22 protein-coding genes and 1 pseudogene are annotated in these 25,604 nt (G+C 30.8%); 13 read left to right on the top strand and 10 right to left on the bottom strand.

Features of this window, described 5'->3' with window-relative positions; translation table 11 throughout:
• Positions 1-174: 174 nt before the first annotated feature.
• On the top strand, positions 175-786 hold the full coding sequence (locus H601_RS0112165) for a hypothetical protein (protein ID WP_035655939.1): 612 nt from the start codon (positions 175-177) through the stop codon (positions 784-786).
• Positions 787-837: 51 nt separating this feature from the next.
• Here the strand turns inward: H601_RS0112165 and H601_RS15700 are convergent, their stop codons facing one another.
• The gene (locus tag H601_RS15700; protein ID WP_051220745.1) at positions 838-1,338 is read right to left on the bottom strand and encodes a hypothetical protein; all 501 of its coding nucleotides are present in this window, start codon (positions 1,336-1,338) and stop codon (positions 838-840) included.
• Between the two features lie 75 nt (positions 1,339-1,413).
• Positions 1,414-4,914, bottom strand: a complete 3,501-nt coding sequence (locus H601_RS0112175; protein ID WP_026711773.1) for a fibronectin type III domain-containing protein — start codon at positions 4,912-4,914, stop codon at positions 1,414-1,416.
• A gap of 262 nt (positions 4,915-5,176) precedes the next feature.
• Here H601_RS0112175 and H601_RS16920 point away from each other — a divergent pair.
• The 4 genes and pseudogenes from H601_RS16920 to H601_RS0112190 form a co-directional block, all read left to right on the top strand.
• Positions 5,177-5,269, top strand: a pseudogene (locus H601_RS16920) (hypothetical protein); the annotation flags it as partial.
• A 12-nt stretch (positions 5,270-5,281) separates the two neighbouring features.
• Entirely contained in the window at positions 5,282-8,059 is a 2,778-nt protein-coding gene (locus H601_RS0112180; protein ID WP_026711774.1) for a sensor histidine kinase, read from the top strand.
• Positions 8,056-8,826 carry a LytR/AlgR family response regulator transcription factor gene (locus H601_RS0112185; protein WP_026711775.1) on the top strand — a complete coding sequence of 257 codons (771 nt, stop codon included), beginning with the start codon at positions 8,056-8,058 and terminating at the stop codon, positions 8,824-8,826. Before H601_RS0112180 ends, H601_RS0112185 begins: the two co-directional genes overlap by 4 nt.
• Before the next feature lie 571 nt (positions 8,827-9,397).
• Positions 9,398-10,789 carry a serine hydrolase gene (locus H601_RS0112190; protein ID WP_026711776.1) on the top strand — a complete coding sequence of 464 codons (1,392 nt, stop codon included), beginning with the start codon at positions 9,398-9,400 and terminating at the stop codon, positions 10,787-10,789.
• Between the two features lie 239 nt (positions 10,790-11,028).
• Here H601_RS0112190 and H601_RS16190 read toward each other — a convergent pair whose 3' ends face one another.
• Genes H601_RS16190 through H601_RS0112210 form a run of 4 tightly spaced genes read right to left on the bottom strand, consistent with a single transcriptional unit; the run spans position 11,029 to position 13,249 of the window.
• Positions 11,029-11,439: a hypothetical protein gene (locus H601_RS16190; protein ID WP_051220746.1), complete on the bottom strand. Its 411-nt coding sequence runs from the start codon at positions 11,437-11,439 to the stop codon at positions 11,029-11,031.
• Between the two features lie 50 nt (positions 11,440-11,489).
• Positions 11,490-12,347 (bottom strand): lipocalin family protein, encoded by an 858-nt coding sequence (locus H601_RS0112200; protein WP_026711777.1) that lies wholly within the window; start codon positions 12,345-12,347, stop codon positions 11,490-11,492.
• Positions 12,348-12,356: 9 nt separating this feature from the next.
• Complete coding sequence (locus H601_RS0112205) at positions 12,357-12,833, bottom strand: hypothetical protein (RefSeq protein WP_026711778.1); 477 nt, start codon at positions 12,831-12,833, stop codon at positions 12,357-12,359.
• Positions 12,833-13,249 carry a hypothetical protein gene (locus H601_RS0112210; protein ID WP_156900403.1) on the bottom strand — a complete coding sequence of 139 codons (417 nt, stop codon included), beginning with the start codon at positions 13,247-13,249 and terminating at the stop codon, positions 12,833-12,835. The genes H601_RS0112205 and H601_RS0112210 overlap by 1 nt, the downstream gene beginning before the upstream one ends.
• Before the next feature lie 83 nt (positions 13,250-13,332).
• On the opposite strand from H601_RS0112210, the gene H601_RS0112215 reads away from it, so the two are divergent.
• Entirely contained in the window at positions 13,333-13,551 is a 219-nt protein-coding gene (locus H601_RS0112215; RefSeq protein WP_026711780.1) for a helix-turn-helix domain-containing protein, read from the top strand.
• 56 nt (positions 13,552-13,607) lie between these two features.
• Here H601_RS0112215 and H601_RS16900 read toward each other — a convergent pair whose 3' ends face one another.
• The 3 genes from H601_RS16900 to H601_RS0112235 form a co-directional block, all read right to left on the bottom strand.
• Positions 13,608-13,739 carry a hypothetical protein gene (locus tag H601_RS16900; protein WP_281170585.1) on the bottom strand — a complete coding sequence of 44 codons (132 nt, stop codon included), beginning with the start codon at positions 13,737-13,739 and terminating at the stop codon, positions 13,608-13,610.
• Between the two features lie 437 nt (positions 13,740-14,176).
• Positions 14,177-14,611, bottom strand: coding sequence for a JAB domain-containing protein (locus tag H601_RS0112230; protein ID WP_026711781.1), 435 nt, complete (start codon positions 14,609-14,611; stop codon positions 14,177-14,179).
• Positions 14,612-14,689: 78 nt separating this feature from the next.
• Positions 14,690-15,085, bottom strand: a complete 396-nt coding sequence (locus H601_RS0112235; RefSeq protein WP_026711782.1) for a hypothetical protein — start codon at positions 15,083-15,085, stop codon at positions 14,690-14,692.
• A gap of 290 nt (positions 15,086-15,375) precedes the next feature.
• Here H601_RS0112235 and H601_RS0112245 point away from each other — a divergent pair, with 290 nt between their 5' ends.
• The 7 genes from H601_RS0112245 to H601_RS0112275 are packed head-to-tail and all read left to right on the top strand — an operon-like array spanning position 15,376 to position 25,274.
• Positions 15,376-16,971, top strand: a complete 1,596-nt coding sequence (locus H601_RS0112245) for a site-specific DNA-methyltransferase (RefSeq protein ID WP_026711783.1) — start codon at positions 15,376-15,378, stop codon at positions 16,969-16,971.
• A 9-nt stretch (positions 16,972-16,980) separates the two neighbouring features.
• Positions 16,981-19,644, top strand: a complete 2,664-nt coding sequence (locus H601_RS0112250; RefSeq protein ID WP_026711784.1) for a DEAD/DEAH box helicase — start codon at positions 16,981-16,983, stop codon at positions 19,642-19,644.
• Between the two features lie 2 nt (positions 19,645-19,646).
• Positions 19,647-22,817: an SIR2 family protein gene (locus H601_RS0112255; protein ID WP_026711785.1), complete on the top strand. Its 3,171-nt coding sequence runs from the start codon at positions 19,647-19,649 to the stop codon at positions 22,815-22,817.
• Positions 22,818-22,821: 4 nt separating this feature from the next.
• The gene (locus tag H601_RS0112260; protein ID WP_026711786.1) at positions 22,822-23,196 is read left to right on the top strand and encodes a hypothetical protein; all 375 of its coding nucleotides are present in this window, start codon (positions 22,822-22,824) and stop codon (positions 23,194-23,196) included.
• 10 nt (positions 23,197-23,206) lie between these two features.
• Complete coding sequence (locus H601_RS0112265) at positions 23,207-23,461, top strand: hypothetical protein (protein WP_026711787.1); 255 nt, start codon at positions 23,207-23,209, stop codon at positions 23,459-23,461.
• Between the two features lie 51 nt (positions 23,462-23,512).
• Entirely contained in the window at positions 23,513-23,995 is a 483-nt protein-coding gene (locus H601_RS0112270; RefSeq protein WP_026711788.1) for a hypothetical protein, read from the top strand.
• Positions 23,996-24,023: 28 nt separating this feature from the next.
• Positions 24,024-25,274 (top strand): P-loop NTPase fold protein, encoded by a 1,251-nt coding sequence (locus tag H601_RS0112275; RefSeq protein WP_026711789.1) that lies wholly within the window; start codon positions 24,024-24,026, stop codon positions 25,272-25,274.
• Between the two features lie 142 nt (positions 25,275-25,416).
• Here the strand turns inward: H601_RS0112275 and H601_RS0112280 are convergent.
• The coding region (locus H601_RS0112280; protein ID WP_026711790.1) for an ATP-binding protein at positions 25,417-25,604 on the bottom strand (188 nt) is incomplete at its 5' end.

The raw sequence follows: 25,604 nt of genomic DNA on the forward strand, positions 1-25,604 counted from the left end.
CAAAATCGAATTGTTCGCTCATAATAAATCAAATTTAAAAAATTCATCCTTCTATTTTTTATATTTGACACAGTTTATTGAGCATACTCTTTTTTTATTTTTGAGTTAATATTTAGTTAAACAAACTTCGAGCGTATAAAACTCTTGAAGCATATAAGCCAAACAAAATCAATTATGGAAGCCAAAACCCCTTTACTACATGGGCACTATTATCACATTTATAACCGTGGGAATAACAGCTCGCCTATTTTCTTCGAAACTGAAAACTATTATCATTTCCTAAATTTGTATGCCAAATACGTTGAGCCAATAGCCGATACTTATGCTTGGTGTTTACTGAAAAATCATTTTCACTTTTTAGTTAGAATCAAGGATAAAACAGAGATTATCGAAAGTCAATTAACGTATAATACAACAAACAAACCAAAAGTCATTGAGCCGTACAGACAGTTTTCGCATTTGTTTAATGCGTATACACAAGCTGTAAATAAACGGCACCACCGAACAGGCAGTTTATTTGAAGGTAAGTTTGAACGCAAGTTGGTTACTTCTGAGCGGTATTTTCAACAATTGATTTACTACATTCACAACAATCCTGTTCATCATGGTTTAGTAAAACAAATGAGTTTATATGCTTGGTCATCGTATGAATCGATTATTTCGGAAAAACCAACAATGATTAAACGAGCGAGAGTTTTAGAACTATTTTGTGATAAAGAAAACTTAATTCATTATCACAGCATTGAACATAATTCTAATGAAATTATTGACTTTATTATTGAGTGATTTTTCAACCCTCGAAGGTTCGTCTTCGAGGGTTGGCGTTGATTGAAAGCATTACTCCTCTTCCTCCTCTCCAAAATCATCAAAAAAATCATCAAGGTTGATGGGGTCTTGGTAGGCATTGGGGTCCGGTGGGATAGCTCCCGGTGGGTTGAATAATTCCCATTCGTCCCAGAAGTGGTTGCTTTTCTCAAAACCGGCTACCCATTCAATAAAAAGCTGTCTGAATTGGTCAATTTCACTTCGAATGAGGGTGACAAATTCTTTGTCTTTAAAATCTTCATGAAAGCGAAGACTACCCACTTGCACATACAAATGCATCGCATGGTCACGAATAATGGCGGCATTTTGCATACGAATGGTATATTCATCTCCTCCCTCTGCTCCGGCTATCTTGGCACAGATAAGGGAAATATCATCCCGCATCATGTATTTGGTATGGTTCAAATACTCATCTTCTTCGGGTAAATTAACCAATAGTCCGTTGATGAGTTGTAATATTTCTTCCGCTTTTTTGTAAATGGGCAAGGATTCTATTTTATCACGTCTGTTCATGAGAATTGCTTTTTACAAAGTAACGAAGAATTTTTCAACCCCCGAAGAAATTGAAACCCTTCGAGGGTAGAAACCTTATCGTTTCACCACCTTAACTGTCTCTATCTCATTTGTTGCATGAATACGGAATAAATAAACACCATTCGGATAAGCAGACAAGTCAACTTGTGTCTGTTCCGTTGCTCCTGTTTGCGTAGTAATCAATTGACCAATAGAATTGATTACTTCAATTTTCATCATTGTTTGTAATGCTTTTATCGTTACCACTGAGCCGGTTGGATTCGGATACACCGTAAACCGTTGTAGTGTTTCATCGGGAGCACTTAACGCATTTACACACATAATTGAACGAGTGCGGTTGGCATTTTCAAACGAACATGCCCCATCAGCATGCAAATAATAACGTAGTACTCCGGAAGTTGAACCGGAATTCCATGTCAGTGGAGAAAGTCCACTAATCACTAAAGCGGTTCCACTACTATTGGTGATGGTTAGATAATCTGAGGTGACAGAACTCGTGAACGTATATTGTTTGTTTGGTAAAATATTTACGGCAGTAAATTCTCCTGCTCGGGCATTGTTCACAATTATTTCATTGGTTTCAGTACAGGCCGGTGTAAACGTTGTGGCAGGATGCTGCCCATAAACGGCTGTAGAACAAAAAGTAGAAGTGCCTTGTGTGTTTACAGCTCCGCCACTAATCCAAGTACCGGGTGTAGGTGAGCAATTGGAACGCAACCAAAAATAATATAAGGTGTTTGAATTTAATCCAAAAACATTAACTGTAGTCTGATTTACCACACTTCCGGTGGGTATAGTCGATGCATTGGGTGGCGTTGAAGAAGTTGAAATATAATAGTGATACCCATTAACAGGAACGGGATTGGCAGCTGTCCAAAGATATGAAGCGGAATTAGCGGTAGCAAAAATGATGTTGATATTACTAGGATCAGCACAACCCGCAGGTGCTTGACAAGAGATAAATCGAGAACGAATTGAATCTTGATTACCACAAGACGCATTAGTATGCAAATAATAACGGAAAACACCATTATTGGCTGCCGAATTCCATGACAAAGGAGAAACACCATGAGCTAAAACTGTAGTTCCGGCTACATTGGTTATCGTAATATAATCAGTAGCCGTTGAACTGGAAAACGTATAAGAACGATTAGACACTATGGTCACATTACTATATTCTCCCGCCCAAGCATTGTTTACAATTAACTCAGCAGTTCCGCTACACGTTGGAGTAAAGGTAGCATCCGGAAATAATCCATACACAGCGGTCGTGCAACCATTGGCAGTAAGTGTCGTAAAGCTTCCTCCGGAAATCCACGTACTTTGTGTAGCACCACAATTGGCTCGGACCCAAACATAATAAACTGTTCCGGCTAACAATCCGTTTAGGTTGGCAGATGTTCCTGTCACGTTACCTGTGGGTGTAGTACTTGCTATTGGAGCAGTAGATGAAGTGGACAAATACACATCATATCCGTTAGAAGGTACCGGAGAAGCGGCCGTCCAAGTAGCAGTTGCTGTACCCGAAGTGATAGCCGAAAAACTGATGCCGGACGGACTTCCACAAGATGGTGCAGTGGTCTGACAACTGATGAATCTAGAGCGATTTACATTCTGATTGCCACAATTGGCATTGGCATGTAGGTAATAACGAAATACCCCGTTGTTCGTGGTAGAATTCCATGATAAAGGAGATAAACCACTGGCAAAAATAGTGGTGCCTGCTGCGTTGGTTATCGTAATATAATCAGTTGTTACTGAACTGGAAAATGTATAGGAGCGATTGGCCAAAATGTTTACGTTAGCGTACTCTCCTGCCCAAGCGTTATCCACAATTAACTCTGCCGTTCCGGTACAAGAAGAGGAAAAAGTTGCATCAGGATACAAACCATAAATGGCAGTGTTACACGCTCCTACGGATAACGTGGTAAAACTACCCCCGGAAATCCATGTACTGGTTAAACCCTCACAATTGGAACGAACCCAATAATAATAAGTTGTTGAAGGGGTCAAATTATTAATGGTTGCCGAAGTAGCGGCTATACTTCCATTAGGAGTTGTTCCGCTTGTTGGAGCGGTATTGTTAATGGAAAAATAAACATCATAAAACGATGGATTGGAAGTAGAGGCCGTCCAACTGATACTGGCTTGATTTACACCAACGTTAAACGTACTCAAATTGGTTGGCGGTGCACAACCGGCAGAAGGAGCACAAGAAATAGTTCTGGTACGTAAGGTAGCACTGTTTCCACAAGACGAATTGGAATGTAGAAAAAAGCGAACCGTTTCCGCAGAAGCACCGGATTGCCATACCAAAGGCGTTATTCCGGCAGCATAGGAAACTGTACCTGATTCATTGGTAATAGTAAGATAATCAGTGGCGATAGAGCTACCAAAAGTATATTGTTTGTTCGCCAATACATTTATATTCGAATATTCTCCGGCTTTGGCATTAGAAACAATCGTTTCCGAACTTCCTGTGCATGCCGGTGTAAAAGTAGCTGTTGGGTGTAATCCATAAAACGCACCATTACAATTAAGACCCTGCGGAGTAGTAAAGCTTCCACCAAATAACCAAGTAGATTGAACCGTATTACAATTGGAACGCACAAAATAGTAGTACGTGGTATTGCTGGATAAATTATTGATGAGTGTACTGGTATTGAGCGGATAAGAGGTTTGAGAGGCATTCGGTTCAAGTCCGGTTAAATTATAGGCAAATTCATATCCGTGAGAGGGTGCCGGACTAGGTGCATTCCAAGTAAAGAATGCAGAATTGGCAGTGATATTATTCACACTTAAATTAGTGGGTTGATTGCAAACCACTGCAGAGGTAAAAAACTCTCCACCTTGCATCCAAACACTGTATTGCCCGTTATAGTTAGAACGCACCCAATAATGATAGCGTTTGTTAGGGTTTAAGTTTGATACGGTGGCTGAAGTGGTAGCGGAAAATCCGGTAAAAGCGGAATCAGAAGAATTACTCGGCGGAAGGGGTAAACTAAAACTTCCGGGAGCTTCAATAATATGATATTGATACCCATTGGTAGGAGGCGAACCAATCCAATCCCATTGCCAACTGAACGAAACAGAATTGGTCGATACATTGTTAATTGTCAAGTTTGTGGGCGGAAAACGATCCTGAAGTGAACTCATCACATAAACCGTTTTGTTGATACTATTGGTTTGACAGGCTTCATTGGTATGATAATACACTCGGGCTTCACCAGTGTAATTAAAATTTTTGAATACCAAAGGGGAATAACCGGCTGTTAGATAAAAACCTTGATCATCTGTAATGGTTATATAGTCCTGATACCCTTGTTCAGCATCACCGGTTTTATACGCATAAAAGGTATAAAAACGATTGGCCAATACATTCAATTTATGATACTTACCATTAGAAGCCGTGAACAAATCAATGGTTTCTGCATTCCCGGAATAATTGGGTGTAAACGTAACCGAAGATACGGGAGTTCCTGTTGTACATTGACTATGTAACGAAATAGCTGAAAACAACATCAACAATAAAAATGAAAAAGTAATTTTTTGCATAGTAATTCATTTAAAAAGAATCAAAAAATTGGAATCTTTACTATATAATTCCAATTTTCAATCCCTATTCATCCAAAATGCTAAACTAAAAAACAACTCCTTTTTTAAAGAACCGTTAAAAACATAAATCGCACACATTTTCAGTACTTAAATAAAGTAAAACTGTTATTTTTGAATATATAAAAACCGGTATATTAAAGTACTTCAAACAATACAATTATTATTTTTTTTCGGATGGATCACCACTCTTTCCGGACAAGAAATTTATTTTACCAACGTAAGCAACTCCTTAAATCTTCCCTCACAAGAATGTTATAATGTACTACAAGATGCCAAGGGGTATATTTGGATTGCAACCGAAAATGGTTTGGTAAAATACAGCAAAGACAGCAGTATCATTTTTGACAAACAAAATGGTTTGACTGAAAATGGTGTGTATTATATGGAAGAAAAAAAACCGGGTGAATTGATGTTGATTACCTCGAATAATCGCTTTTTAACCATAAAAGACAATACCATTAAAGAAGTAAATATATCGCAAAAAATTCAACGCTACCTTTCGCTAAATTCATTAGAACACACCTTTGACATCAGCTACCTAATCAATAAAGACGCTAAGGATAACTTGATAATTAATTCGCAACAACGCACTATTCAGATTGATACAAAAACAAAAAACATTATTGATTTATCTTCGCACAACAACTATCAAACGGATGCTTATCTGGTGATAGACAAAAACAAAAACAACAGCTTTTTTGTAAAAAACAATAGCAAATGGATAGGCGAACTTCAAAAGAGAAATAATCAAGTGGATATTGCCATTGTAGGAAATGGAAAAGCAAAAAAAATCACGATTAACCTTCTCAACGATTCAAGGTTAGATTGGCGTTCAAGGATAGTTAACAATAATGGTCTTACATTTGTTTCTGTTCACAACAACCTAATTCAAATTGATGAGGAACTGAATATAAAAGTCGTCCCTTTTTCAAGTGTAATTTCTTCACTTTACATCCATGAGAAACATGGATTATGGATAGGCACCAGCTCCAACGGTGTCTATCATTATCCCAACAGCAAAAGTTTAGAAACGTTTAATCATGGTTTAAACGGATTAACCGTTAGTTCAATTGTGGTGGACAGAGAAGGTGGCACGTGGTGCACAACAACGGAAAAAGGTGTTTTTTATGCAGGAAACTACTCGGTGTTGCATTATCCGGATAAAAAAGAACTGAATAAGAAAACTACATTTTTAAAAACCATCAACAATCAATTGTTTTTATCAACCGAAATTGATCAATTATTTAGGGTTGAAAACAATCAATTTTATAACACAAAATTACTATCAACCGGAAATACAGACATAACCGATATTTTAGCGTTCAAGGATAAGATTTACATTGCAACAAAAGGGTATTTTGGCACCTTAAACAATCAATTTCAAGTTGAAAAAAACATAAAAAGCCCAAAAGACAAAGGGAATTTAACATGCTATCAACTCGATGCTTTTGGCAATCATCTGTATATTTTAGGAGTTGGTGCTGTGTATCGATACAATGGAAACAAAACAGAAATCCTTCCGCAATCTTTACCTTCTAAAGGAAGGTGTTTCAAAGTACTGAATGAGGATTTACTATATGTGGGTTGTAATGACGGTTTATATAAAATTAAACCCATCTCCAATACACTGGAAAAAATCAAAGACATCAACACAGCTGTTTCAAAAATTTTGATTTCTAAAAAAAGCAAGGTTTATTTTACTACCAAAGGACAAGGTTTTTATCAAGTAGAAAATGACAAGGCTATTGCTATTCCGATAGAAAATGCCAGTTTGGTAATGAATGATCTCACCGAAGATGAACATGGAAATATTTGGATAGCCGGCAATAACGGCTTGATAAAGTACCATCCCAAAAAATCGAATGTTTACAGCAAAGCAAACGGATTAGTATCTAATGATATTACGCATTTGAGTAGTTATCAAAATAAACTTTTTCTTTCTTCTCCTGATGGTTTATGTCAATTTCCTATAGAAACAGAACTAAAAAACCAAACGCCGCCTCGCCTATTAGTGGCTCAACTTCGCATTAACGACTCTGTTTATGCAATTGAAAATAAAACCATTAAACTGGACTATTGGCAAAACAATTTAACCGTAATCGTAGATCGTTTGCATTTTAAGGAAGGGAATCAAGAAGGTGTATTGTACAAATTAATCGGTCAGGATTCCGAATTCAGAAAAGAGAATACCAACGTACTTCGTTTTGAAAATTTAGCTCCAGCCGAGTATAAACTAGTAATGTATGCGGTAAATAATGATGGTTCAAAAAGTGAAAAACCATTGCTAGTGCAAATCAAAATTCATCCGCCCTTTTGGAAAACAGCATGGTTCATCGTGTCGATGATAGTTTTGATTCTTTTCGTCATAATTCTAATCATAAAACAAGTCATTCAATCGATTAAAAAAAGAGAAGCTGAAAAAACACGTATCAACACCTTACTATCCGAGTCGCAACTGAGTGCTTTGCAAGCTCAAATGAATCCACATTTTATTTTCAATGCGATAAACGGCATTCAAAATTACATCCTCAATAAAAAAGAAGAGGAAGCGTATAACTATCTAACCAAATTCAGTCAACTCGTCCGTTTGGTTTTAAATAATTCCAGAAACAAAGAATTAACTTTACAGGAAGAATTGGATATGTTGGCGTTGTATATCGAATTAGAACAACTTCGCTTTGACCATGCGTTTGATTATCAGCTCACGATTGATTCATCCGTCAATCCCTACGAAATAGAAATCCCTTCGATGCTCATTCAACCGTATGTAGAAAATGCCATTTGGCATGGACTAATGAATTTGAAAAAAGAAAGAACCGGAAAATTAACGATTACTATTTCAACAGAAAATGAGCTGTTAAAAATCATCATCGAAGACAATGGCGTTGGCAGAGTAAAATCGAATGAATTCAAAACCAACACCATTCATCATTCGGTTGGGATGCAACTCACCGAAGAACGTTTGGAAATGATAAAAAACATCTGGAAAACCAATGAAGTGAAAGTGGTAATTCAAGATGTATATGATGATAAACAAGAAGCAAGTGGAACAAAAGTAGCATTATTTTTACCTTTAGGAGGATGAACAACACAGCAATCATAAAAACCATTTTGGTAGATGACGAAAAAAACAGCAGAGAGGTGCTCACCAAACTGCTGGAAAAAAAGCATCCCGAAATCGAAATCATCGGTGAAGCATCTAATGTAGAGGAAGCGTATCAATTGTGTGTAAAATTACACCCACAACTGGTTTTTTTAGATATTCAAATGCCGCAAGCCAATGGGTTTAACTTACTCAAAAAGTGGGAAGAAATTCCGTTTGAGGTCATTTTTGTCACCAGTTTTGACCAATTTGCCATTACGGCGATAAAGTTCAATGCGTTGGATTACTTGCTAAAACCCATTGATATAAAAGAATTAGAAGTAGCCGTTGAGAAAGTAATAAAAAACGTAACCTCTAAAATCAATCAAAACCATCAAGTAATCAATTTAATCCAAAGTTTGGAAACGAATACTTCTGATAAAAAATTTGCCATTCACAGTGGCGAAAAAGTAAAAATGATTAATAGCACAGATGTTCAAGTAATCAAAGGAGATGGAAGATATTGTCAAGTTATCCTTCAATCCGGTGAAACGCTCACTACTCCAAAAAACCTGAAAGATTTTGAAGACTATTTCGGCGAAAAGTCAAGTTTTGTTCGCATCAGTAAATCACATATCATCAATGCTTCTTACATAAAAAATTATTTCAAAGGTGAACCTTTTATCATCCAAATGACAAACGATGAAACCTTTGAAGTAGCCAGAAGAAAAAAACCGGAAGTGTTGATGAAATTAAGAGGAAATAGGTAAATGGCATTTCATGTATGTTTCAAATACAATCAATCTGGTAATTACGAGGACTATACTATTCATTCTTTAAGAAATGAATAAATCAAAAATTAACTCGTTGGGTGTAATTATTTTATTCAAGTTTATTTAGGTTTTTTTACCACGAATTCTCGAATTATAAATTAATTAAAAGCAAATAATTTATTCACCTTTGATGAAAATTCGAATTAAATCGAATAATTAATGCAAAAAATTAGTGAATTAGTGGCAAAATTATTTCCAAAATTTAATTACACCCAACGGGTTAAATCAAAAATTACATAATTTTTAGTTCTCGTGAAAAGCAGCAGCTATCGAGAGTTCAATAATACTAAGCAATAAACGAATTGAATGGTGTGAATGATGTAATGAATGGTAATAATCGCCTATTCTAAAGAACCTATTTTTGTTCATCTATTTTACATTTATTCATTAATTCTAATGTAACAAACAAAAAAACGAGGCGTCTTATCAATGGAAAAAAGCAGAGCCAACTCCAAAAATGCAGGTGGCTGTTTTACAATGATTTATAAAAAAACTAAATTAAATAAACATGAAGCAATTATTTTTTATCATTACAGTTGTTCTTTTCGGACAATCAACATTCGGGCAAGATCGTGTCAAAAAAATAGACAGTTTGCTAACAGCTATGCATGCGGCTGAGAGGTTAAATGGAAATGTTCTAATCGCTGAAAAAGGAAATGTAATCTATAAAAAAAGCTTTGGAAATGCGAATGAAGAAACCAAACAAAGCCTGAACGAAAACTCTATTTTTGAATTAGCTTCATGTTCAAAGCAGTTTACGGCGATGGCTATAATGATATTGAAAGAAAAAGGAAAAGTAAACTTGGATGATGATATTTCAAAATACATCCCTGAATTATCCTTCTACAAAAATATAACCGTTAGAAATCTACTACATCATACTAGCGGTCTTCCTGATTATATGGAATTAATGGATAGCATGTTTGACAAATCAAAAATGGCCACTAACAAAGACATCATTTCTTTATTTAGTAAAGTTCAACCTAAAATTGTATTTGAACCCAATACCAAATATGAATACAGCAATACAGGATATGCTTTTTTAGCCTCAATTGTAGAAAAAGCATCTGGTCAAACCTTTGCTGATTTTTTACAAAACAACATTTTTAAACCGTTAAAAATGACAAGAAGTTTTGTTTATACAAGAAGATTTGCACCAAAAAAAATAGACAATTATGCTTTTGGTTATGTGTATTCAGATAGTTTAAAAAAATACTTTTTACCCGACAACTTACCTGAAACAAATATGGTTATTTGGCTAGATGGTATTGTGGGTGATGGTTGTGTAAATTCTACTGTAAATGATTTATTAAAATGGGACAGAGCATTATACACCAATACATTACTTTCAAAAGAAGGAATGAAAGAAGTATTTCAAGTAGCTACACTTAAAGATGAATCAAAAACAAAATATGGTTTAGGTTGGCTAATTGATGAAAACGCAGACTTTGGTAAAATTGTTGCTCATAGTGGCGGATGGCCGGGCTATGCAACACACATTGAAAGACATATCACGAATGACAAAACGATTATTATCCTTCAAAATCATGATAATGTCTCTATTCCTGTAAAATCAATTAAAAACATTTTATACAATAAGCCTTTACCGAAACAAATCATAAGAACAGAAATAAAACTACCGGCTGAACAGCTTCAAAAATTTGTGGGTACTTATGAACTTCAGAAAGGTTTTGAATTGAAAATTACGTTAGAAAATGAGCAGCTATTTGCACAAGCTACTGGACAAAATACAGTACCAATATTTGCAGAAAGCGAATTACTGTTTTTCTTAAAAGTAGTGGACGCTCAGCTGCAATTTGAAAAGAATGATGCAAACGAAATTGTAAAATTGTTTTTGTTACAAAATGGCGGAAGAATGGAAGCAAACCGCATAAAATAATAAATGACAAAGCCTATTCTATTTTTCCTATGTTTAACCAACCCTCGAAGGGTTTCGAACCCTTCGAAGGTTGAAAACAAAAAACCCTCTCATTACTGAAAGGGTTACCTAGTAGCGGGAACAGGACTCGAACCTGTGACACTTCTGGGCTAAAAACCAAGACTTTACAAAGAATTAATTTTCATGTATGCCTAAATGTGTGCCTTGACCAACATTTCAAAACCACTCTTTCTTCTGTTTCAGTGCAAAAATAGTAATTGTTTTTGGATAAATCTAATTTTACCATATATGAGAATAATGGTACTATCACTTTTATTGTAAAAGACATGTATTAGATTATTTGAAACTAGATAAGCTGTGTAGTTATTATGATAATTCACTTTGCTTCTACTAGTTTTACTTATAGCTTTTAAAAGTTCATAATAGAATTTAATATTTCTATAAGTAAATCTTAATATTACTGCCTCTAATACATCTAAACTGAATAGTAATTCAGTTTTATCTGTAGAATAATTCAGAAATTTATTAAACTTTTTGCCTACATAAATGTAACTATCACAACCCTCTATTCTATCCTTTGTAACTTCTAAATCAAACTCCCAATTATCATATTGCATACCTAACTTAAAAGGTATATTTAATTGTTTCATAACTTTTGGGTATAAAAAAACCACCTTGTTATTGGTGGTTTAAATTGAGTTTAAAACCCGTGTGTTTGATAGGTTTGTGTAAATGCTCCTGTTGAAGTATTGTATAATAATAATGCTTCATAAGTGGCATCTGTACAAATTAATAGGTCAGATAGATTAATATTGTTATAAACAACTTCATTAGTTTGCATTCCTGTTATTTTGAATGTTAAATCTGCAAATCCTGTACCTCTTCCACTAGCTGCATTAGTTGAATTAAAATTCAAAAGCTTTACACGTATTCCTATAACATTACCTGTTAAGGTATAATTGTTTGAAATGGTTTGCTGTGTATTACCATTAAAATTTTGTGTATTGATTGTAGAAGTATCTGAAAGATATTCTAATTTAACAGAGTAGCTATTTGTACTTATATCACACATATTAGTTTTTAAAATACCACCAACTTCTACTTTAAAACTTGTATCTTGTAATGTAGAACCTTCTCTTTGATAAATTGAAAAATTTGTAGTATTCCCAACCTCAAAAAGTTTGATTTTATCTGGGTTAATAAATGTAATATTGTGCTTCATTATTACAGTTACACCTTGAGGAAATGTACGGGTTAATAATCCACCTGATAAACTCCATGTCCCATTCTCTTCTTCAACATCAGTACAACTTGCATAGCTTTTATAATTTACATTTTTATCTGATGTGAATTTATATGTATTCAAACAAGTGTTGGTTATTTGGTTAATAGTTTCTACACCACTAGAATTAACAGTACCATAGGCAACTACTTTCCAAGTTCCTAACAATGCTTGTTCTTCTGTACTAACATTTGAGTTGTTATTATCATCATTACTACAGCTAATTGTAAATAATGAAATTGATAACATAAATAAAAGTAAAATTGATTTTTTCATTTGATTTATTTAAGAATTAATGATTTGATTGTATTCTAATTCATTGAAAATATTTTGTAATTCAATGATGTTTTTGAACTCATTTTCATTGAGTTTTATTTTTGAAGTTTTATAGGGTTCTAATTCAAGCATTATTGATATTTCTGTATCAAAAGCTAATTCAGAAGCTAACTTTTTGTTTTTGTTGAACCATTCAGATAAAGCAATTTTATCACTACTAATTTGCTTGTATTCTTGTACTAGGATTTTAAAGTATTCCTTTTTCTGATGTAGTTGTATAACTCTATCTAATTGGTAATAGGTTTCAATAAATATACAGTTTTGCTCTCTATTAGAACATACGCAAGGGTAAATATGAGTTGCTTTATCTTCAAGCCAATTTTCCCATTTGTTGCATTTTGAATTTGAAATATCTAGCTTGACTTTTTCAGAATTATCAGTAAGCCAAGATTTTATTTCATTGATGTTTTTATGTGTATGATTCATCACCTAAATATTAAAGTGTTATAAACCAAATTATCTATTTCATCAGTATGTTTGTTTGTTCTTGCTACCCATAAATCAAGTAAATTACTCTTAAAGTTTGTTGTTCTGTATGAGTAGTTTTGATTTTCAAATAGCAATTCTCCATTAAACATTTTTAGGCTATTTGGAGTATTATATTTAATACTTTCTCTGGAAAGTTCTTCAGTAACAATTCTGCCGTATTTGAATGTATTTGTGCTTTCATCAATTTGAAAAGTCAATACTTCATATAAACAATCTGCATTTTGATTACCAAAAATTTTCAGAAAAAGAATGTTTAAAAATGATTTTTTAAATTCCTTATCAAGATTAAAATCAACCTTCCTAAAGAATGCTACATTATTTAAAGGGTAGTTTATTAAATCAATTTTCTTCATATACAAAACATTAAAACTTGCCATATATGGCATTAACTTACAAACATATAAATCTTTTCTTGACTTGCCAAATATGTCAAGTTATGGATAAGCAAGAATTATTAAAAAGTGTGGGTAAAAGAATCCAAGATATCAGAATTAGCAAGGGTTTAACTCAAGTGGATTTAGTAGGTAAAATTGATGGAGATATTGATACAACTAATATTTCAAGAATAGAATCAGGCAGAACTAACCCAACAATTTACACATTACACAGAATAGCTGTTGCATTAGATGTTAAATTAGAAGAATTGGTAAAATAAAAAAGGTTATCTATTTAGAATAAATAACCCATTTTTGAAAATTTTAAAATTTAGAATTAACCCTGATACTTATCATTATTAGGATTCATTTGGTCAGCCCTATTGTCCTGATTTTGTTGATAAGTTTCATTTGTACCTGATGTACCTGAATTAGAATTACTCATGTCTGCTTCGTGATTTCTTGGCATAATTAATAGATTTTAAGTTTATTAAAATATATCAAATTATGTACCATATTTAGCAACTAAAAAAACCATTTTGGCTATTTGCTATATTTATGGGTTCAAAGAGTATCATAAAGTTCTTTTGGCACAAAATAAGCACTTCCTCCAATATTATCTAAATGATTTTCATCATTCATTAATATACATTCATCAAACCATATTTGTCCCATAAGTTCCTGAGAATCTGGGAATCTGGGAAAGTTACTAATACATATAACATATTACTATTTTTTAAAGTTGTTGTGAAATTATATTTAATTATTTTTATTGATTGAATTTAAAACTTTTGGCTATATTATTATATCTTGATTTTTTTCAAACTAATCAACAACACTCCAAAAAGCCTCCTTATTCACACACCCATTCGCACGCATTATACAGCTAGACTTCTAAAGTGTATGTTATAATGTGCCTTCATCAGCAAAGCTGTAATACCCAAATTTAGATATAATTAAATGGTCAAGTAAATACACCTCAAGCAAATTACAAGCTTCTTTTAATCTTTTTGTAATAGCCTTATCAGGTTCACTAGGCACTAACTTACCACTTGGATGATTGTGTACTAAGATTATAGCTGATGCATTGCATTTTAAAGCTACACCTAGAATAATTCTTATATCTACTACAGTTCCTGAAATACCACCTTTAGACATCTCATAGATGCCTAATACAATATTTGCTCTATTGAGCAATATTACTTTCACTTGTTCCTGATACTCCAAAATGTTGTAATCCCAATGCTTCATAATCACTTCAAACATCTTTTGGCTATTTGTGACTTGAACTCTATCAGGATTATTATTTGAATAGGAAACTTTAATTTCAGCTACTTCCATAGGAATAGAAAATAAAAAACTCGTCCACAAATGATACTACCCTTAATAGAGCTATATCAAAAATGGACGAGTTAAATTTTACATTACAAATTCTTCTTTGTGATGCCCATTACTTGAAAAAGTATGTTCCTCAGCTAGAAGTCTTTGAATGGATTTGTCTTTTTTAGATGTAATAACTTCATCTTGTGTATAAACATATCTGTAGCTTAACATCATTACCTCTCCTGAGTCTTTATTTACATACTCATAAGGCTCACATTCTTGTTTTACTACATTACCTGGCATTTCAGTACCAATAAGAGCTTTACAAGTTTGCTCATCAAATGTTGATGAAATAAATGCTTTTTTAGCAGTTGCATAAAACTGATTTGAGGTTTGGCTTTTTACCATTTCAATACCTCCCGAAATTTCTAAAACAAAGAATTCTCTACCATCCTCTGCTTGTCTTTTTTTGTAGTCAATAATTCGTACCATTGATTTAATTTTTTTGAGTTGAACTTTGCCAAACTTTAAACACACCTCTGAACTTAAAAAATTACAACTATCACCTTGAATTTATGTAAGCTAAAATTTAGAATGAAAAAAATATGGCACAAGAAATCTTTTCTTGCTCCAAATAAGTGGGGGTATTTAGTGGGTTTTAGAAGTGGCGGGGGTGTTTTGTGCGGAGGCTTGCGTGTGTATAAAATAGTTGGAGCTAAATTTTTTACCAAAAAAAAATTTAAAAAAATGTAGTACATTTAGCATTTTAAATTTTAACATATATGCCAACACTCAATTGGATAGGAAAAGACAAAGTAATTAACCATCATCAAGATGTACCTTATAAAGTTTTAGAACAGCAATATACTTATAGCAATGGTTCTGAAACAAATACTTTTGTTAGTGAAAACAAAATTATTCACGGAGATAACCTTGAGGCTTTAAAAAGCTTACTACCACAATATGAGGGCAAAATAAAGTGTATTTATATTGACCCACCTTATAATACAGGAAATGAGGGCTGGGTATATAATGATAATGTAAATGACCCTAAAATTAAAAAGTGGTTAGAAGCTACATTAAAAGCAAAAGAAAATTTTACTGATGCTAGTATTGGTGTTGATGATTTAGCAAGGCATGACAAATGGTTATGTATGATGTATCCAAGATTAAAGCTTTTACACAAATTACTAGCGCATGATGGAGTAATTTTTATTTCAATTGATGATAATGAACAAGCAAATTTAAAATTAATCTGTGATGAAATTTTTGGTATAAATAATTTTGTAACAGACTTTATTTGGAATCATAGGAAGTCAAGTCAAAATGATATTGATTACTCATTGTCACATAATCACACATTGTGTTATTCAAAAAACAGGACTGCTTTTAGATTAAATCCATTACCAATTGTTGAATCAAAATTTAGTAATCCAGATAATGACCCTAGAGGTGCATGGGTTGCTGACCCAATGGATGCTCCTAATGTCAGAACAAATCTAGAGTATGAAATTTTAAATCCAAATACAGGTGAAATATTTTTACCTCCTAAAGGCAGACATTGGAGATTTACAAAGGAAAAATATGATATTGCATTTAAAGAAAATAGAATTTTATTTGGTAAAACAGGGAAATCAAAACCACAATATAAAAGATTTTTGTCAGAAGCTGAAATTAAAGGAGTTAACCCATTTACAATTTGGAGTGAATTAGGAACAGCTACAGATGCTACAAAAGAGTTAATACAGATATTTGATGGGGAAAAAATTTTTCAAACACCAAAACCTGTTAGTTTAATTAATAGAATACTTGAAATATCTACAAATAAAAACTCTATAATTCTAGATTCCTTTGCAGGTTCAGGCACAACAGCTCATGCAGTTTTAAATCTAAATAAGCAAGATGGAGGTAACAGGAAATTCATTTTAATTGAAATGGAAGACTATGCCAACACTATTACTGCTGAAAGAGTAAAAAGAGTAATCAAAGGTTATGGTACTGAAGCTAAACCTATAGAGGGAACAGGTGGTGATTTTAGTTTTTATGAATTAGGAGAACCTATATTCTTAGAGAATGACTTATTAAATGAAGCTATTGGTATAGAAAGAATTAATGAGTATGTGTGGTTTTCTGAAACAAAATCTAATTACATAAAGCAAAATGAACAGTACTTACTAGGAGTTAAAGAACAAACTGCCTATTATTTCTATTATGATAAAGATGCTATGACCACATTAGATGAAAGTTTTTTAAGAAAATTAAAAACTAAAGCAGAGCAATATATAATTTATGCAGATAATTGTTTGTTAGATGAAAAACTAATGAGTAAATATCACATTATTTTCAAAAAAATACCAAGAGATATAACTAGGTTTTAAATAGATACAATGGAGCTAAAGCCATACCAACAAGACGTAATAAAAGATTTAGAAAATTACTTTTCTTATCTACAACAACATACCAATCCAGCTAAAGCTTTTAATGAGTTTTGGACTGACAGAGTGGGTGCATATAATCCACTTACACAGTCTGGAATGAAACCCTATAAAGACAACATTCCCGGAGCAGTACATATTGCTGTAAAAGTTCCAACTGCTGGTGGTAAAACTTTTATAGCTTGTAATGCCTTATACACTATAAACAAATTTTTCAATCAAGGAAATGCAAAAGCTGTAGTTTGGCTTGTGCCTTGGAGTAATTTGTTACAACAAACTTATAACAATTTAAATAACCCTAGTCATCCATACAGAGAGAAAATCAATAGTCTTTTTGGTCATAAAGTAGAAGTATATCAAAAAGACCAACTTTTGCAAGGAGCTAATTTCAATCCAACTTCTGCTACTGAACAACTGAATATTTTTGTATTGAATTTTAGTAGTTTAAGAATTGATAAAGCTAAAAAAGAAGATAGGAAGATATTTCAAGAAAATGGTGCTTTAGAAGCTTTTAGAGAGACTATTATAAATAAAGATTTAGTACTTGAAGATACAGATGAAACTGCTTTAATCAATGTTATTAGGAGTTTAAATCCTATTGTGATTGTTGATGAAAGCCACAATGCAGAAAGTGATTTGAGTGTAGAAATGCTCAAAAATTTAAACCCCTCTATGGTTCTAGATTTAACAGCTACACCAAAGGAGAATAGTAATATTATTAGTTTTGTTAGTGCTTTAAAACTAAAGCAAGAACATATGGTAAAATTACCTGTTGTGGTTTACAATCATCACAAAAAAGAAGAAGTTATCAATAGTGCATTACATCTTCAAAGGCAACTAGAATTATTAGCCAAAGAAGAAGAAACTATCACAGGAAAATATATAAGACCTATCATTTTATTTCAAGCTCAGTCTAATATCAAAGGGAAAGATAATACAACCTTTCAAAAAATTAAGGAGCAATTAGTTAAGTTAAGAATACCAGAAGAACAAATCAAAATCAAAGTTAGTGGTATTGATGAGTTAAAAGGAATTAATCTAATGGATAGAAATTGTCCTGTTAGATATATAATAACTGTAAATGCACTTAAAGAGGGTTGGGATTGTCCTAATGCTTATATTTTGGCTTCTTTGGCAGATAAATCTTCTCCTGTAGAAGTTGAGCAAATTTTAGGTAGGGTATTAAGACAACCTTATGTAACAAAACATAATAGTCCTTTATTGAATATGTCTTTTGTATTAACTGCATCTGCTAGATTCAATGATACTTTAGATAATATTGTAAAAGGATTACAAGATGCTGGATTTTCTAAAGAAGATTATTTTGCAGAGGAATTACCAGAACCTAAATTAACCAATGAGGAAATTTTACAACAAGATTTGTTTGAAAATCCTGTTGTTACAGAAGTAAAATCTGATGATGATTTTAATATAAATGCTATTGATTTTAACCCTGATGAAGAAGTTACTTTAGAGAGCTATACTAACAACATAACTGTAATTGGACACATTACTGAAAAAGCTGTAATTGAGAGTAAAGTTTTTGAAGAAAAAGTAAACAGCATAGAGATTGATGATAATACCACCTTTTTTACAGAAGTTATGAAACAAACTCCAAAAAGATATGCAATAGATAAACAATTTGAATCTATTACAAAAACTATTGTATTACCTCAATTTTTCTTAAAAACTGAAACAGATGAATTAGCTCAAAATATTTTGTTTGAAGAGCTAACAGAAAGTGATTATTTACTAAACAAAAATAGTTTGCTCAAAGGTTTTAACTTGCTAGAGTGTGATACTAAAATTAATTTTGATGAAATTTCTGCTGAGATTTATTCTGTAGATTTTGATAGTAATAAAGGAACAGCTACAGCTAATAAAGTTTCACAAAGAGCAAAAAATATATTGGTAGATACTATTTTGTCAAAACCAAAAGAAAACCAAATTAAAGATGTAAGTAAGTTTATTGTAAGCAAATTAGGTGATATGACACCTATTTCAGAGCAAGACTTAAAGCGTTATGTAGGTAGAGTATTTGAAAGTTTATCTAATGACCAAATTAGAGATATCATCAATAATGAGTTTATATATATTCAAAAGATTAAAAATAAAATCAATGACTTAAGTTCTGCATATTCAAAACAAAGATTTAAGATACTACTTGATTCCAATGAGGTTTTTGTAAAAGAGAATTTTTCATTCAGTGAAAGTATCAACCCTATCAACTTGAGTACTGCAATAGGGAAATCATTATATGAACGTGAAGATACTATGAATGGATTTGAACAAGATATGATTATGACTATTGCAACAATGGATAATGTAATATTTTGGCATAGAAATCTAACACGTGGCAAAGGCTTTTTTATTAATGGGTACTATAGAGACCATTACCCTGACTTTATTATTTATACCCAAAAAGGAAACATTGTTTTAATTGAAACTAAAGGAGACCATTTGGATAATGATGATAGTAAAGACAAAAATAAATTAGGTAAAATTTGGGCTGAAAAATCAGGAGAGAAATACAAGTATTTTATGGTTTTTCAAACCAAAAATGTAGAAGATTGCTATACAGCAAATACAATAATTGAAGTTTTAAAGAGGTTGTAGAGATGAAAGGATTATTAGAAGATAATACGGAAACAATAGAGTTTTTAGAACAAAATATTTTTCCTAAAATACACAATGGAAATACAATCCTATTTCTTGGGGCTGGATTTTCTGTAACTGATAAGAAAAAATATTTAGGTTCTGAAATAATTTCATATTACCAAGAAAAATTACAGGTAAATCTAGATACTAATGATTTGGTTGAGTTTCTTGATAGGGCTTCTACATTGGATAAATTTAACAGATATGAATTTGACCAATATATCAAATCTATTTTAGTCAAAATAAAGCCTGAAAGATTTCATAAAGTTATTGCTGGATTAGATTGGAGACAAATTATAACAACTAATCTTGATTTAATACTGGAAAATGCTTATGATGATATTAAAGGAACTACTGAGGAACATAAGGAAATTTTACCAGTCAGAAATATAAATGAATATAATTTGGGCGTTTCAAATGACCAAATTAAGTATGTAAAATTAAATGGATGTATAAGTAATATCAGTAAATATAATTTTGTTTTTTCATCAGATGATTTTACAAAAAGCAAAAAATTTTACAATACAGTTTTAAAAAACTTGAACAACCTTTCTACTAATGTAAATTTCTTATCCATAGGATATTCTTTTACAGATGGTCTAGCTAAACAATTGCTTGAGACTATGAGAAAAGATAATATTCAAAAAGAGAAAGTAATTTACAATGTTGACCCTTTTCCAAATGAGAGTTTAATACCATTTTTGGAGAGTAATAATGTGATAACAATAAAATTGACATCTTCAAAATTCATTGAATATTACGAGAAATGGGAAAGTGAAAAATTAGACAGAATAGCATCTAAATCAGCTACTAAATTTTACAATAAGGATAATATTAAAATTACCCTTGACCCTAAACTTCAAATAAGATTGAATGGCAAAATTAAGCAGCTTAAATCTGCAATAGAAGATGAAACAATTAAACCAGAAGACTTTTACAAAGGTCATTCTCCCAATTATTCCATAATTCTCAAAGATTATGATGTAATTAAATCTAAAGTAAACAAAAAAATTACAGAACAAATTTTAGCATCAAATACTAATACTACTCTAATACCAATAAATTTTTTATCAGGTAATTATGGTATTGGTAAGTCAACAATTTCATATAGGGTACTAAAAGAATTAACTAGTGAATTAGATTATTTATGTATAGAAATTATTGACCCTAGTGATATTAGAACTCAAGATATTGAAGAAATAATAAAAAAGAGTAATGTTAAAAATATTGTATTATTAATTGACACAATAGAGCGCAATTCAACTTTTAAAGATTTTATTAATTTTAGAACTAGATTAAGCGAAGAACAACTACCATATAATATTTCCTTTTTAGCTCCAATAAGGGAAAATATTCTGAAAAAATATTTGATTGCTTATACACATAAAAACATCAATGTTATTGAGATTAATCATAAATTAGAAGATTCAGAAATCACTACTTTAATACAAAAATTAAAACTCTATAATCTGATAAATGTTAGAGATAAAAATGAAGAGAAAAGATATTTTGAAAGAATAAAATTTGAATTTAATTCTGACCCATATGTTGCAATGTTATCTATTGTTGAAGGTAATAAGCTTGAAAAGATTATTGATAGTGTATTAAATTCGATTGATGTTGAAGCAAAAACTGCTTTTATTTTCACATCACTTTTATATCAATACAAAATACCAATGCCAGGTAGCATTTTAAAGAAATTAGTCTCTAGAAGCTGGGATGATTTCAAGAAAAATGTTTTGGATGTGGATTGTAAAGGCTTGCTAATTAATGAAATTGAAAAACCATTTGACACCAAAGAGGACTTGTTTTTTAAAACAAAGCATAGTATAATATCTGAAAAATGTATTTCAATATCATATAAGAATAATGAAAAATTATTTAATGATTATTTGAAGATAATAAGACAATTTAATCCAAATGATGACCATTCAAGAATATGTGTTGATTTATTAAAATCACTAAAAGTTAATAATGTTTTTCAAAATGAAAAAATCAATAAACTTTATGATGAAGCAAGTTTAATTTTTGATACTATTCAAAATTTCAATATACATTATGCAATAAATTTAGAATCAAGAAAAGACAAGAAAAGTTTAGAAAAAGCAGCAACAAAATTGCAATATATTGATTCTTTTTATGAAAAAAGAAATTCTCATATTACACATAGAAGAGGTTCGATAGAATTTAATCTTGCTAGAATTTATCATAAAGAGAAAGAGTTTTATTTAAGAAATGAAAGTTTAGAAAGTGCTAGAGACTTTTTTGAAATAAAATTAAGTATTGATAGATTCAGTTCTTACAGTTATTATGATTACATAAAATTAGAATTGTGGACTCTTCAGAATGTACTTGTTGATGAAGATGAAATATTAAAACAACACACAATAATTCAAGATTTATTTATTAAGGCAATTCAATCTGTATATGAAAATATTGATAGAATTTTAAAACTTAAAGAGAGTTACATAAAGGATATTAAAACTAATCATATAACTCAAGTTGAGATAATTAAGCATTTTGAAAGTTTATATGAAAATTCAGAGACTAGACCTTTTGCTTTAATATTTAAGCTCAATACAATTGAAAATGATTATTTCAATTTTGGCAAGAATTTGTTAAAAGGATATTCAGAATTTGATATAATAAATGAACTTGAAAATTATTTGCATATTGATTCTGTTAAAGAAACTATTTTTAATTTTCATTCTAAAAGATTATATGATTTAGATTCCAGAATGGTAATCAATAAGTACAAAAATGATACTGTTATTAAAAAAGATTTATTTAATTATCATTATACTTTTTTTAGAAAAGAATGCTATGATTATCAATTCTCACATGCAGACCAGCATTTAAAAGAAATAAATAAAAATTTCAAATTTGTAAATTTAACTATTAATGAATTATGGATTGATGATAGTGATTTTACACCTAAAAAATTTGAAGGTACAGTAATAAATATTAAAGGTCAATTAGTTTTTAATGTTCGAATGTTTGGTTTGTCTAATAGGCTTAGAATAAGTAAATCAGAATATTTGAAGGTAAAAAAAGATACTAAATATTTTGCAAACTTGACTTTTACTCCTAAAGGTATTAGTGCAATAAATTTTGAAGAAATTAAGGAATAACAATATGACACAATTAAGAAAAGTAAAATACAAACTTGAAAATTCCAAAACTTCAAAAGTTGGATTTTTTCATATTTTCAAAAAGAATATTTCTGAAAATGGTTCAGAGATTATTTTAGGAATTATAGAAGATGAAAAGACAGGGAATTTATTTGAAATTCAAATAGCCAACTTTTCATTTACAAAAGAGGTTGTTGAAAATGTAATACCAAATTCAATCTCAAAAAATGCTTCTAAAGTCAATGAGTCATCAGATTTCATATTTGAAGATGATAATGATGATTTACCATTTAATGTAAGTGATGATTTAAAAACTGTTACAGATAAAAATGGAGGTATTGTTTTTGACGGAAATACCAATGATGAAATAGTTATATAAGATTATTAATATGACAAAACCAGATTTAAGATTAGTTGAGTATGTAACTAATGCTGATTATACAGAGAAAGTATTAAAAAATCATCCTAATAATAAAATTGGATATTTCCATTTATGGAGAGTACAACAAAAAAATTATGGTAGTGATTATTTCATTGGATTAGTTGAAGATTTAAATACAGGAGAGTTATATCAATTGCCCTCTGAAAGAATTAAATTTTTAACAGAAAAAGAATTGATGGAATTTTATACAATGAAAAAATAGTGAATAATACGTTTTAGATAAATTACATTAAGTAAATAATGAATCTCAAAAATGGACAAATTTAATTTCAAAAAAATTCCAGTACTAAATGATTATAAAGATTGGTATGATAAAGCTTTATATGATTTTGATAAATTTAAACAAAGTAGAGGAGTTTATGAATTAACAGATTGTTTATTGACTTTAAATGCCTTGCCTGAATGGATTAGAAACTCAGACAATGTTGATTTGCATTTGAAAAACATAGTAGTTGAGAAAATTGAAATAATGCAAGGCAAGAATAATTTTATTTTTGATGAAACCAAGCTTCATGAAGTTGACCAACAATTGAGATTTATTCGAATTTTTTGCAATCATTCAAAACATGCAGTTTCAAAGGAAAAATTTCCTAAAATTGAAATGGCTGCAATGCTACCAGCAATGTTTCCAATAACATTTGATTATATAAAAATTGGTAATTTAGTTTTCCCTGCTGAACCAATAATAAAAAGTGTAATTGACTTTTGGTCTCAATATATAAATAAAGAAATTTAATATTTCGAATAATTTTTTAAAAAGTATTATGACTTCAAATTACCCTAAAATATTATCAAATATACCAGAAGGCAAAGATTTATTTAAAGCTGAATCTCATAGGAAGATTTCAAACACTATAATTAGTATTATAGAAAATCAATCTAATTTAATTGATAAACAAATTATTGGTTTAGAAGGAGATTGGGGTACAGGAAAATCAAATATTATTAAGATTATTGAAGAAGAAATTTTAAATAAAAAAGAATTAAAAGATAAATATTTACATTACACTTTTGATACGTGGACTCATCAAGAAGATTTAACTAGAAAATCTATAATAATTGAATTAATAAATTCTTTGAGGAATAATATTGATTCTTTTAATTCAGAAATTTGGATTGATAAAGAGGCTCAATTATCACAAAAAAGAATCTCCAAAAACACTAAACACTTTCCTCAAGTAAAACTGTATTATATTTTTTTAGTAATAGGATTCGTTATTATTAAGTTTGTTAATGAAATAAAGAAGCAAGTAATTAATGGTAAATTATATGGTTATTATGACAACTCCTTAAATTATTTAAAAAATGAGTTTTACATCAACTTTTCTAATGGTATAAACTACACCTACATATATAAATCAGTTCCTTATTTGTTTTTGCTATTTAGCTTGATTTTGTTTTTAAAATCATTTCGTAATGATTATAAAGTAAATTATAAAAAAGACAAGAAAGACAAATCAAAACTTACTTTTTGGGAACTTATTGGAAAGAGTTTTTATTGGGTTTCAGGGGAAAAATTAGAATCAAATTCAGATGAAACTATAACAGAGATTGAACCCTCTAATTTGAGATTTAGAAACTTTTTGAATGATATAGATACTGAATTAATTACCAATAAAAAAACTCTTATTCTTACCATAGATAATACAGATAGGTTGACTAGTGAAAAATTGAAAAGTATTTGGTCAACTATAAATATTTTTTTTGCTGAAAACAATAATTCAATTTTTTTAAAAAATATATGGTTAATAATACCATATGATTCCAAAAAAGTTATTGATTCTTTTAAAGAAAAAGAAGAAAATATAGGCATTGGTCTTTTGGAAAAAACATTTGCTTTAACTTTTAAAGTACCTCCTCCTTTAATTTCAAATTGGGAGTTATTCTTTAAATTGTGTTTTAATAAATCATTTGATAAAATTAATATTAATGAAAAGGAATATGAAATTGAAATTTTATTAAGAGTTTATGAAAATTATGAAAAAGAGATAACCTGCAAATTCCGGTCAAATTGACCACCCAATTCCGATTTAAAGTGACCACCTGATTTCGGTTGAAAGTGACCACCCAATTCCGGTTCAAATTGACCACCCCGATTTTTCACCTAAAATTACTTTTTTTCATGTGTTAGTTTCTATTCAAAAATAGTTAAAAAAATTAATCTTTATTAATGGTTTTTTTCTTCCGCATCGATTCACCCAATAATTCGATTCTGTGTGAATGATGTATCAAACGATCCAAGATAGCATCGGCGATTGTTTTTTCTCCAATAATGTCATACCATCCTTGTACCGGTATCTGTGAAGTAACGATAATAGAACCGTTATTGTGCCTATCTTCAATGA

It is taken from the genome of Flavobacterium filum DSM 17961 (genome assembly GCF_000425465.1).
Lineage (GTDB): Bacteria > Bacteroidota > Bacteroidia > Flavobacteriales > Flavobacteriaceae > Flavobacterium > Flavobacterium filum.